Origin of the sequence: Sphingopyxis sp. UBA6723 (genome assembly GCF_002454115.1) — a bacterium.
GTDB lineage: Bacteria > Pseudomonadota > Alphaproteobacteria > Sphingomonadales > Sphingomonadaceae > Sphingopyxis.
Genome location: NZ_DKIH01000009.1, coordinates 1 through 11658 on the forward strand (window position 1 = coordinate 1; position 11658 = coordinate 11658).

10 protein-coding genes and 1 tRNA gene are annotated in these 11658 nt (G+C 64.4%); 4 read left to right on the plus strand and 7 right to left on the minus strand.

Annotation, left to right across the window (positions count from 1 at the left end; all coding sequences use genetic code 11):
* On the plus strand, positions 1 to 1357 hold a 1357-nt coding region (locus B4F07_RS06195), incomplete at its 5' end, for an ATP-binding cassette domain-containing protein (protein ID WP_293704638.1).
* Positions 1358 to 2096: 739 nt separating this feature from the next.
* Here B4F07_RS06195 and B4F07_RS06200 read toward each other — a convergent pair.
* Complete coding sequence (locus tag B4F07_RS06200; RefSeq protein WP_293704640.1) at positions 2097 to 2579, minus strand: DUF6456 domain-containing protein; 483 nt, start codon at positions 2577 to 2579, stop codon at positions 2097 to 2099.
* 88 nt (positions 2580 to 2667) lie between these two features.
* On the opposite strand from B4F07_RS06200, the gene B4F07_RS06205 reads away from it, so the two are divergent.
* A complete protein-coding gene (locus tag B4F07_RS06205) occupies positions 2668 to 3228 on the plus strand; it encodes a helix-turn-helix domain-containing protein (RefSeq protein ID WP_293704642.1) in 561 nt (186 codons plus the stop codon).
* A 106-nt stretch (positions 3229 to 3334) separates the two neighbouring features.
* Positions 3335 to 4501 carry a glycosyltransferase gene (locus B4F07_RS06210; protein WP_293703394.1) on the plus strand — a complete coding sequence of 389 codons (1167 nt, stop codon included), beginning with the start codon at positions 3335 to 3337 and terminating at the stop codon, positions 4499 to 4501.
* On the opposite strand, the gene secF is transcribed toward B4F07_RS06210, so the two are convergent.
* From secF to yajC, 3 genes are read right to left on the minus strand one after another with little or no spacing between them, the layout of a single operon-like run.
* The gene (secF, locus tag B4F07_RS06215; protein WP_293703391.1) at positions 4498 to 5478 is read right to left on the minus strand and encodes a protein translocase subunit SecF; all 981 of its coding nucleotides are present in this window, start codon (positions 5476 to 5478) and stop codon (positions 4498 to 4500) included. The genes B4F07_RS06210 and secF overlap by 4 nt on opposite strands.
* Before the next feature lie 12 nt (positions 5479 to 5490).
* Complete coding sequence (gene secD / locus B4F07_RS06220) at positions 5491 to 7104, minus strand: protein translocase subunit SecD (RefSeq protein ID WP_293704644.1); 1614 nt, start codon at positions 7102 to 7104, stop codon at positions 5491 to 5493.
* Between the two features lie 52 nt (positions 7105 to 7156).
* On the minus strand, positions 7157 to 7486 hold the full coding sequence (yajC, locus tag B4F07_RS06225) for a preprotein translocase subunit YajC (RefSeq protein ID WP_293704645.1): 330 nt from the start codon (positions 7484 to 7486) through the stop codon (positions 7157 to 7159).
* Between the two features lie 275 nt (positions 7487 to 7761).
* Here yajC and B4F07_RS06230 point away from each other — a divergent pair.
* Positions 7762 to 7838 (plus strand) — tRNA-Pro (locus B4F07_RS06230).
* A 235-nt stretch (positions 7839 to 8073) separates the two neighbouring features.
* Here the strand turns inward: B4F07_RS06230 and B4F07_RS06235 are convergent.
* The 3 genes from B4F07_RS06235 to B4F07_RS06245 are packed head-to-tail and all read right to left on the minus strand — an operon-like array spanning position 8074 to position 11625.
* A complete protein-coding gene (locus B4F07_RS06235) occupies positions 8074 to 10248 on the minus strand; it encodes a TonB-dependent receptor (protein ID WP_293704647.1) in 2175 nt (724 codons plus the stop codon).
* Between the two features lie 34 nt (positions 10249 to 10282).
* Positions 10283 to 10462 carry a hypothetical protein gene (locus B4F07_RS06240; protein WP_293704649.1) on the minus strand — a complete coding sequence of 60 codons (180 nt, stop codon included), beginning with the start codon at positions 10460 to 10462 and terminating at the stop codon, positions 10283 to 10285.
* Positions 10459 to 11625, minus strand: a complete 1167-nt coding sequence (locus B4F07_RS06245) for a PepSY-associated TM helix domain-containing protein (RefSeq protein WP_293703379.1) — start codon at positions 11623 to 11625, stop codon at positions 10459 to 10461. The genes B4F07_RS06240 and B4F07_RS06245 overlap by 4 nt, the downstream gene beginning before the upstream one ends.
* Between the last annotated feature and the right edge of the window lie 33 nt (positions 11626 to 11658).

Genomic DNA, 11658 nt, shown 5'->3' on the forward strand with positions numbered 1-11658 from the left:
CGACCGCACTTTCCTCCCCCGCCTGCCCCGCCAGACCTTATGGCTCGACCGCGGCAGCATCCGCCGCAAGGAGATCGGCTTCGGCGGCTTCGAGGAATGGAGCGACGCCGTCGCCGCCGAGGAATCGCGCGCGGCGCAGCGGCTCGATTCGAAGCTACGGCTCGAGGCGCACTGGCTGGAACGCGGCGTCACCGCGCGACGCAAGCGCAATCAGGGCCGCCTCGAAAAGCTCAAGGAAATGCGCGCCACCCGCGCCGCGATGATCGGCGGCCCTGGCGTCGCCAAGCTCGGCCTCGCCAACGACGACGTCCGCTCGAAATCGGTGATCGTCGCCGAAAATGTTTCCATCAGCTTCCCCACCACCCCGTTCGTGTCGAGCGAAGTCGAGACACCCAGCGGCAGTGCACTACCTCAAGGCATCTCGACTTCGCTCGATGCGAATGGAGACAGGGGGCAACTCCGGCCGATCATCAAAAACTTTGATTTCCGCGTCCAGCGCGGCGACCGCATCGGCATCGTCGGCGCCAATGGTGCGGGCAAATCCACCCTGCTCAAACTGCTGACCGGCGAAATCCAACCCGATCAGGGCAAAATCACCCTTGCCCCGACCCTCGACGGCATCATCATCGACCAGCAGCGCAGCCTGATGTCGCCCGACAAGACCGTCCGCGACATCCTTGCCGACGGCGGCGACTGGGTCGAGGTGCGCGGGGTCAAGAAGCATATCCAAGGCTATCTCAAGGAATTCCTGTTCGATCCCGGCGTGATGGAGGCCAGCGTCGGCGCGCTCTCGGGCGGCGAACGCTCGCGCCTGCTGCTCGCACGCGAATTCGCTCGCGAATCGAATTTGCTCGTGCTCGACGAGCCGACCAACGACCTCGACCTCGAAACGCTCGACCTCTTACAGGAAGTCATCGCCGATTACGCCGGGACCGTGCTGCTGGTCAGCCATGACCGCGACTTCCTCGACCGCACCGTCACCGTGACGCTCGGCCTCGACGGCACCGGCAAGGTCGACATCGTCGCCGGCGGCTATGCCGATTGGGAAGCAAAGCGGGTCAAGCCCAACAGCGTCAAAACCAAAGCATCAACCGCCACCGCCCCGCTCCCGACGACCGCGCGCAAGAAGCTCAGCTACAAGGACCAGCGCGACTATGACCTGCTGCCAGGGCGGATCGAGGCGATCGAGGCGGAGATGGCCGCGGCGGAAACCGAATTGTCGGACGGCACCCTGTTCACCCGTGACCATGCGCGATTCACCGCCCTGACCGCGAAGCTCGAAGCGCTGCGCGCCGAGAAGATGGCGGCGGAAGATCGCTGGCTGGAACTCGCCGAAGAGGTCGAGGCGCTGGGCTAACCCCGCCGCGCGTCCGCTTTGGGGTGGGAGGTGGACGAAGCCGATCCTCCCCGGAACGGGGAGGGGGACCAGCGAAGCTGGTGGAGGGGCACCGGCGTGTTGCCTTGCCGGTGAGGTTGTCCCTTCACGGCGACATCGCCAGAAGTACAGCCTTTCCAGCTAGCGCTGCGTAAACCGTCCGTGCCCCTCCACCACCTTCGGGTGGTTCCCCTCCCCCGTTGGGGGAGGATCGCTTAGCTCCGCAGCGGGTCGTTTCGGGAAGTTCATTCCCTCTCGGCTAAGTGCACGATTATATCAGGACCATCGAATGACGGGTCACTGCCGCTTATAAAGTCGGCAAAATGCTCATGATCCCAGAGGTCGAACTCCTGCGTCTCCCGAGCGCACTTCGCTAGAAATTCGGACAGCTTCAGCATCTCGGACACACTGAGGTATAGCGTCGCTTCGGAGAGACGACCCACGCCGTCGTCGGCACGAAAGCGTCCGCTCGTGTCAGGCGTCCCGAATAGCTCCATGGTTCCCTCATCTCAATCGTGCCCAAGTGACATCGGATAGTTCGGTTTGTCGAACAGATGCCCAATGTCTGCAACTGGTCGGATGTCGCCTTCCAAATTTTTCGCGCAGAGGCGCAGAGAACGCAGAGAGAAACTGTAAAAATCTCCGCGTTCTCTGCGCCTCTGCGCGAATCTCATCATAGCCTGACGCCAGCGTCCGGTCGACGCTGGCCGTCCAACCCTAGCTACCCCACCCCATAAAACCGCGCCAGCCGGTCCAGTGCCAGCCCCAGCACCAGCTTGCCCGACCGCGCCGGCCACCCCAGCCCCTTCTCCGCCCCGGCAATCCCCTCCCCCGCACAAATCACCCGCCAGCAGATGTCGGCCAGCCCCGGCCCCGCCGCATCGAGCGCTGCATGAAAGCGCCGGTGCGCGTCGATCCGCGCCAGCGACGCATCCGCCGCCCGCGCGCCGCCGCGGCTCTTCGCGGGCGGCGCTGCGTCCCAGCGCATCGTCACCCGCGCCGCCAACCCGGCGCGCTCATAATCGGCGCGCAGCCGTTCGCCCGCGTCCAGTTGCGCCGACGTCAAATGGCCGCGCGCGGCCAGCCACGCGATCGGGCTCTCGGCGATATTCACCGTCACCTGCCGCATTGTCTGCGGGCCACGTTTGGCCGGATCGATCCGGTCGTCGGGATGCGGGCGGGTGGCAAGCTGGCGTGCGGTCATGGCAATCTCCTCGATTCGAAGACAGCTCTTGACACTGGATTATTTTGTAGGAAAGAAGAAACCGATTTGGTTATTTGAAGGTTTTGCGATGATCAACAGCATCCGCGCGGTGCGCCGCGCAAAGGGACTGACGCTTGAAGAAGTCGGCGCGCGCTGCGATCCGCCGACCACCGCACAGACGATCGGCCGCCTCGAAACGGGCACGCGCAACCTGTCGCTCGGCTGGATGAACCGTATCGCAGCGGCGCTCGGGGTCGATGCCGCCGAGCTGGTGCAACTGCCGCAGGATACCCAGCTGACGATCACCGCGCATCTGGGCGCCGATGGCGCGCACGCGCCGACGCGGGTCGAACAGGCGCTCACCGCACGGCCGAGCGAGGATATGATCGCGGTCCGCGTGACCTCGTCGATCGGCGATTATCGCGCCGGCGACGAAATCTGGTGCCGCCGGATCGAGGGCGACTGGACCAGCGCGCTCAACCGCGACCTGCTCGTCCCGCGCCCCGCCGGCCGCTTCTTCTTCGCGCGGCTGCTCAACGTCGATGGTGAAAAACTGCACCTGCTACCGCTCGGCAGCGGCGCCCGGCAACAGGTCGTCAGCAATCCGCCATGGGCTGCGGTCGCAGTGCGGCTGATTCGTACGCTCTAGCCCTGCCGTTCGCCCTGAGCTTGTCGAAGGGCCGTCCTTTCTTTCACCGACGTCGAGGAAAAGCGGTGCTTCGACAAGCTCAGCACAAACGAATGAGAGGGCAGGCATGACCCCCCTCCGCGTCCTCAGCATCGCCACGCTGTTCCCCGACGCCGCCCGTCCCAACTTCGGCCTATTCGTGGAACGCAGCCTCCGCGCGCTCGCGGCGCAGCCGGAGATCGAACTCACCATCGTCGCGCCCGTCGGCCTGCCGCCCTTTCCGCTCTCGCTCCACCCCCGCTATCGCAAGCTCCGCGCCCTGCCGCGAACTGAGCGCTGGAACGGCCTCACTGTCCACCGCCCGCGCTTCCCGCTGATTCCCCGCGTCGGCGCGCGCTTCAACCCCGCGATGGTCGCGCGCGCCGTCCTGTCGGCGGTGCGCAGCCAGACCTTCGACGTCGTCGACGCGCAATTTTTCTATCCCGACGGCCCCGCAGCGATGCGTGTCGCCGCCGCGCTCGGCCTGCCCTTCGCCGCCAAGGCGCGCGGCGCCGACATCAGTCATTTCGGCCATGACCCTGCAACCGCAGCGCAGCTGATCGAGGCAGCCGACAAGGCCGCAGGCCTGCTCGCGGTGTCGGACGCGATGCGCCGCGACATGGCTGCGATCGGCATCGATCCCGCCAAGGTCACCACCCACTACACCGGTATCGACACCGCCCGCTTTTCGCCCGGCGATCGCAATGCCGCCCGCGCCGCGCTCGGCATAGGCGACGCCCCGATGATCCTGACCGTCGGCGCGCTCATCCCGCGCAAGGGTCAGGCGCTCGTGATCGAGGCGCTCCCCGCGCTGCCCGGCGTCCATTACCGGCTGGCGGGTACGGGCGAGGCCGAAGGCCGCTACCGCGCTCTGGCCCAGCGGCTCGGCGTTGCCGAACGCGTCCATGTCATGGGTCCGGTCGCCAATGCCGACCTGCCGATGCACTATCGTGCTGCCGATGTCGTCGTCATGCCCTCGGTCAGCGAAGGCCTCGCCAATGCGTGGGTCGAGGCGCTCGCGTGCGGCACCCCGATCGTCATCAGCGACGCGGGCGGCGCTGCCGAACTGGTGACCGCGCCCATCGCGGGGTGCATTGTCGAACGCACGCCCGACGCCATTGCTGCCGCAGTACAGGCCATCCTGACCAACCCGCCTGCCCCGTCAGACGTCGCCGCCAGCCTAGGCGGCCGCTTCGACTGGGACCGCAACGGCCGCGAACTGGCCGATCATCTCCGCCGCTGCGCCGGTCGTTAAACGACCGCGCCGTCGTCCTTGCGCTCAACCCGCTCGCCGCCGTCCATGCCCGCGCTGGTGCGCGGCACAAAGCTGTGGGGGCCTACTTTCAGCCACACCAGCACCGGCGTTGACATCAGCACCGACGAATATCCGCCAATGAACACGCCGAACAGCATGGCCGCAGTAAAGCCGAAAATCACGTCGGGGCCGAAAAGCAACAGCACGCCCAGCGCGAGGACCATCGCCACGGTGGTCATGACGGTGCGCGACAGCGTTTCGTTGATGCTGAGATTCAGCAGCGGAACGATATCCATCTTGCGGTATTTTTTCAGGTTTTCGCGGATGCGGTCATACACCACGATCGTGTCGTTCAGCGAATAGCCGACAATCGTCAGCAACGCCGCGACGCTGTTCAGGTCGAATTGCATCTGCGTGACTGCGAACAGCCCGAACGTCAGCGACACCTCGTGGAACAGACGTCCCAGCGCCCCGACCCCGAACTGCCATTCGAACCGGATCCAGATATAGATCGAAATGCCGATGATCGCGAGGCCCAGGCTGATCGCGCCGGTGCGGATCAATTCGCCCGACACCTTGCCCGACACGGTTTCGACCGAGCCGGTCTTGGCGGTGGGAAACGCCTTTTCGATCCCTGCCACCAGCTGTTGCCCGGCGCGCTCGGCCGCGGCCTTGTCACCTTCGGGCAACGCGGTACGGATCGACACCGCCTTGTCCGATCCGAACTGCTGGATCGTCGCTTCGCCCAGTCCGATCTGGCCGACCTTTTCGCGAATATCGTCGATCGGCGGCATTTCCTGCGTGAATTCCACGCGAACCGACTGGCCGCCGACGAAATCCACACCCAGGTTCAGTCCCTTGACCGCGACCAGCGCGATCGACACAGCCACCAGGAAAAAGCTCATGAAGGACGCGACTTTCCGCCACCGCAGAAAGTCGATGTTGGTGTCGTCGGGGACGAGTTTGAGCAAGCGCATCTCTTCGCTCCCTTAAATGTTGATCGACGTCGGACGCGCCGTGCGCAGCCAATGGGCCACGAACATGCGGGTGACGGTGACGGCGGTGAAAACGCTCGTGACGATGCCGATGGTCAGCACCACCGCAAAGCCCTTGATCGGGCCCGAGCCGAACCAGAACATCAGCACCGCGGCGATGACGTTGGTGACGTTGGCGTCGAAAATCGCGCGACTGGCTTCGGAATAGCCAAGGTCGATCGCCTGATATACCTTGCGCCCGCGTTTCAATTCCTCGCGTATTCGCTCGTTGATCAGCACGTTGGCGTCGACCGCCGCGCCGATCGTCAGCACGAAGCCCGCAATCCCCGGCAAGGTCAGCGTCGCGTTGAACGCGGCCATGATCGCGATGATCAGGAACACGTTAAAGAACAACGCGATATTCGCATAGATGCCGAAGCGGCCATAGACCACCATCATCAGTACCAGCACCGCGACGGTGGCGATGATCCCCGCGATCACGCCCTTGCGGATCGAATCGGCGCCCAGTTCGGGGGTCACCGTGCGTTCTTCGACCACCGCCATCTTCACCGGCAAGGCGCCCGAGCGCAGCGAGATCGCCAGCGCGTTGGCGCTTGCCACCGAAAAGCTGCCCGAAATCTGCGCGCTTCCCCCCAGGATCGGTTCGTTGATCGACGGCGCCGACAGCACCTTGCCGTCCAGCACCATCGCAAAGCGTTTGCCGACATTCTGCGCGGTCACCTTGGCAAAGGTGCTCGATCCGCCCGAATCGAAACTGATCGACACGACCGGTTCGTTCGACTGCGGATCGAAACTTTGCTTGGCGTTGATCAGCTGCTCGCCGCTGATCATCACTTGGCGGCGCAGCACTTCGAACGTCGCGCCGCTGCCCTCGCCCTCGGCATAGGGAACGATCTCGCTGCCCACCGGGACGCGGCCCGCGGCGGCTTCGGCGGGGTCGGCGTTGGGGTCGACCATGCGGAATTCCAGCCGCGCGGTCTTGCCGATCAGTTCCTTAAGCGCCGCGGGATCCTGCAACCCCGGTACCTGCACGACGACACGGTCGTTGCCTTCGCGGATGATCGTCGGTTCGCGCGTACCCAGATCGTTGACGCGTTTGTCGATGATGTCGCGCGCCGAATCCATCGCGTCGGCGACCGCCTGTGTCTGGCCGGCGGTGGTCGGGGTCATCACGATGCGCGTGGTATCGACGATGTCGATATTCCAGTCGCGCTGGCCGGTCATCGCCGCGCCCTGGGTCTGGCTGAACAACCGGTCGCGCGCATCGTCGAGCTGCGCCTGGTCGCGGATCAGAAAGCTGATCTTGCCGCCCTCGGTCGTCAGTTCGCCGATCGCGATGTCATCGTCGGGACCACGCTCGCCGTTCATCGCGGCGCGGACGGTCTTTTCCATATTCGCGAGCTGCGTCTTGCGCAGATCGTCGATGTCAGCCTCGAGCAGCAAATGGCTGCCGCCCGCCAGGTCGAGCCCCAGATTGACCTTGGCCTGCATAAACGCCGGCAGGCTGTCGCGCGTCTTTTCGGGCAGGAAGCTGGGGATGGAAAAGAGGATGCCCAGCAGCAGGATGATGCTGATGCTGATGGTTTTCCAGCGCGGGAAATCGAGCATGGTCTAATGGTCCGATAGCAAGAGCAGCGACGCAATCAGCGCCCCCGCCGCGTCAGTCGTTGGCGGGCTTGGCGCCGGGCTGCATCACGTCGGCCAGGGTCGCCTTGACGACCTTGATCTTGACGCCCTGCGCGATTTCGACATCAGCAAAATCATCGTCGACGCGCGTGACCTTGCCGACGATGCCGCCGCCCGTCACCACCTGATCGCGCGGCTTGACCGCGGCGATCTTGGCGCGATGCTCCTTGGCGCGCACCTGCTGCGGGCGGATCAGGAAGAACCAGAACACGACAAAGATCAGCAGATACGGGACCAGCATCAGGAAACCGGCAGCCCCGCTGCCCGATCCGGCCGCCTGGGTCAGAAGCAATTGCGTCGACATCGATGAAAACTTTCCGTTTGAAAACGCAGCCCGTTCCGCAGCGGAACCGGCGCGCATATAATGGCGCGGCGCCTATCATGCAGGGGGCCGACGCGCAACCGGTCGCTGCGCCGCCCCCCTTTTTCAGGCGCCGCCGAAATGGGGAGGATGGCGGCAAGGTCAAGGGCGCCGGGGCCGCAATCCCGTCCTCTGCCCCGCACCACCGCTTCGCGCAGGAGAGCCTTGCATCCTCCGCCGACCCGCGCTAGGGGCCACGCCTGCCCATTCGGGCCGGTCGGGACGTAGCGCAGCCTGGTAGCGCATCACACTGGGGGTGTGGGGGTCGGAGGTTCGAATCCTCTCGTCCCGACCAATTAAATCAATCGCTTAGATGCGATATCGAGCCAATCAGCAACAGATTGCGGGCTCGCAGCAATCACATAGCAATCACGCCCGCTATGGTGATCGGTGTTGAACGATAAGAGAATATAGCGGCTCGACGACCGTAGTTGGCCCGTTACGGCTGGGCGGCCCTTGAACGAAACCAATCTGCACCGGACGTTGCGTAGCGTGAGGTTCTCGCTCTTCACGGACGAGGGTTCTGAACCCTAGAACTCGATCGACGCCGACGCCTTATAGGTTCGCGGGGCGCCCTGCAGCAGGTCGGGGCTGAAAATCTCGAACGCCGATGCCCAGTATCGCTTGTTCGCCACATTATCGACACCGAAACGAAGCGTCAGCGGCTTGTCGCCGACGACCGCGACATAGCGGGCGCCAAGATCGAAGCGCGTCCATGACGGCAGGGTCAGCGTGTTCGCCTGGTTCGCCGCTTGTTCGCCCGTGTGAACGACGCGTCCGGTCAAGGTGAGGGCGGGCACGAAGGGCAGGTCCCATTCGACATTGGCGTTGACGAGATATTCGGGGACACCCGGCGCATCATTGCCGTCGTTGACCCCGTCGAGGGTCCGGCGCAGCTTGGCATCGATGATCGATCCCCCCGCGATCAGCCGCAGCCCCGGCGCGAGTTCGCCGTCGAAGCTGAGTTCGATCCCCTTGTTCCGCTGTTCGCCGTTCAGGCCATAGACCACTTGCCCCGGATTGGCGGGATCGACGGCCACGCCCGGGCGCGGCCGGTCGATCTGGAACGCCGCCAACGACGCGTTGAAACGGCCGAAGCTGTATTTGGCGCCGAATTCATATTGTTTGGTCTTTACCGGCGCGAACACGTCGCCCGCATTGGTGACCGGAAAGGCGCCGACGGTTGCCGGAGCAGCGTCCGGCTTTTCGAAACCTTCCATGCGGTTGGCATAGAAAGCGAGGCCATCGGCGGGCTTGACGACGAGGCCGAGGACCGGGGTGATCGCGTCCTCGTCATAGGTATCGGTAAGCGCGCCGCCGAAATAGCTGTAGCTTTTCTGGCGGATCGACTGGACGCGCAGGCCAACGGTGAGGAGAATGCGGTCGTTCCAGAGGCCAATCGTGTCGGATGTAAAGGCGCTGAGCAGTCGGGTGCGGCTGACCGGGAGCGGATCGTCGAGGTCGCCGCCGACCAGCGCCGAAGCCGGGATCGGCACTTCGACGGCGTTATACAGGTTCGTCGCATAGCCCGCAAAGCCGGGACCATAGAGGAAGTCATAAGCGTTGCGGTTGACCTGCCAGTTCATCGAACCGCCGAAGTTGATCTCGTGCGTGATCGCGGTGCCGAGCTTGACGCGCAAGCCCGCCTGCGCGGCTTCATTATTGTCGGTGCGCGGGACGTACAGCGCGTTGCCGGTCGCCGCGCCGGTGACCGGGTTGTTGACGGTGATGCCGCCATAGATGCCGTCCTCCATGCCGTCGCGCGCGCCAAAGCTGGCATAGATCATCGCATTGTCGGCGACGTCATATTCGGCCTTCACAAGGCCAAAGACGTCGCGCATTTCGGTATAGGTCCAGGGCTGGGCATAATTGGCATCGGCGTCCGGCACCGCAGGGATGGCGTTGACGCCGAAACCGAGCGCGACCTTGTGCCGCAAGCCGCGCACCTTGACGCGCTGATAAGCGAGATCGAGCGACAGGCGCAGCGGACCATTATTGTAGTCGAGCGCGCCGCCCAACGTGTAGGCGCTGCGGAACTCGCCATCGATCGACACATCGCCGGTGCGCGCAACGCCGTTGACACGCACGCCCCATTGGTCGCCACCGCCAAAGCGCCGAGCCACGTCGAAACTGCCACCGATATGTTCGTCGGAGGTGTAGTTGACCGTCGCGCGCGTCAGGTCGGCACGGGCACGCTTGGGGAGCAGGTTGACGCTGCCGCCAAGGCCCGAGCCGCCCGGCGCCGCGCCGTTGATGAAGGCGCTCGACCCGTTAATCACCTGCACCGAATCATAGAGTTCAGGGGCAATCAGCTGGCGCGGCGCGATGCCGTAGAGCCCGTCGAGCCCGACATCGTCGCCCGCCAGCGCGAAACCGCGGATCACGAACAATTCGGCCGCATTGCCGAACGCAAAGCCAGTGCGCACCGACGGGTCGTTTTCGAGCAGCTGGCCAAGCGTCTGCGGCTGCTGGTTCAGGATCAGCGCCTCATTATAACTTTTGATCGTGAATGGCAGGTCGGCAGCGGGCTTGTTGCCCAGCACCCCGCCACTGCCGCCGCGGGTCACCTCGGTCTGGTTCATCCGCTGGGCAGTGACGACGATGTCGCTGGCGTTGCCATCCTGCGCCATTGCCGGGGCGGCGACGGCGAAAATGGTTGCTGCGCTGGTCAGCCCGAGCAGGCTGCGGATCGAAAACTGGGTCACGAGCGGGTCCTTTGGAATCAATTGGTTGAATATATCAGCTGCGGCGGGCGCGCATTGCCCAGCCGACAGCAAAAACCGGAATGGCGAGCGCGGCCCATGATGCGGCATCGCGCAGTCCGTCACCCGTCAGTGCGATGACGAGCCCGGCGATGCTGGCGAGCGCGAGCAGCAGCGGAATAGCGAAAATCGCGCGAAGGCCGCGGCGCTGGTTCATTCGGCAGGAACGATCCGGCCGCCGCTTTCGACCTCGCGCACCAGCGCATCGGTTCCGGCGCGGCGCTTGCCGAGCCAGAGGTAGAGGCCCGAACCCAGCACGATGATCGTGAAGAGGGTCAGGATCGCCCACAGGATTTTGAGCGGCAGCCCGCCATAATCGCCAAAGTGCAGCGGCTGCGACAGCGCCAGCGCCTTCACATACCAGGGCATCGGCCGCGCGTCGGTGAACGCTCCGGTTTCGGCATCGATCAGCGCCGAAGTCAGCAGCCGTTCGGTCAGCGGCGTGTCGCCCTGAAAGAATACGGCATAATGGTGCTTGCTGCTGAACGCGCCGCCGGGGAAGGCAATGAATTGCGGGTTGTTGCCGGGGATTTCGGCCCGGGCGGCGGCCATCGCCTTGTCGATCGAACCGTAGCGCGCGGGCGGCACCGCGCCCTTCCCCGCATAAGTCTGCGTCATGTCGGCAAGCTCGGTGCGCTGCCAATATTGGAAGATCGGAGTGGCGAGCGCGTTGATCACCCCCGTCGCGCCGACGACCGTCATCCACGCGAGCGCAACAATGCCCAACAGATTATGATAGTCGAGCCATTTGACGCGGCGGCTGCGCGCGGTGCGCACGGTTCCGAAATCCAACTTGCGCATGAAAGGCGCGTACAAAACGACGCCCGAGACGATCGCGATAACAAAGAACAGTCCCATCAGCCCAAGGAACAACATGCCCGGCAGGCCGAGAAACATGTCGGTGTGGAGCTGAAGAATGAAGTGCATCACCCCGCTCTCGTCGACGGCGCCGGTCTTGGCGCCGGTCGAGCGGTCGAACAGCTGGATCGTCATATCCTCGGCGGGCGAGTCCGGGCGCGGCGCGGTGGTGATCGTCATCGACGGCTGGTCGTTGTCGAACGCCATAAACACCGGCACTTCGCCTGGACGCGCAGCAAGCGCCTTGGCGAGCATTTCGTCGAGCGGCCTCAGCCCCGGCGCTTCGCTCGACGAACCGACCCCCGGAAGGCCGAACTGCGGCGCGTCCTCGGTCAGCTCATCAATCTCGTGGTGAAAGATTAGCGGTAGGCCGGTGACGCACAGCATCAACAGGAAGGCCGTGCAGACGATGCTCGTCCATTTGTGGATCAGGAACCAGGTCTTGATCGTCGATCGCTGCATGCCGGATGACTCGAATGTTAATGCGAAGTATTA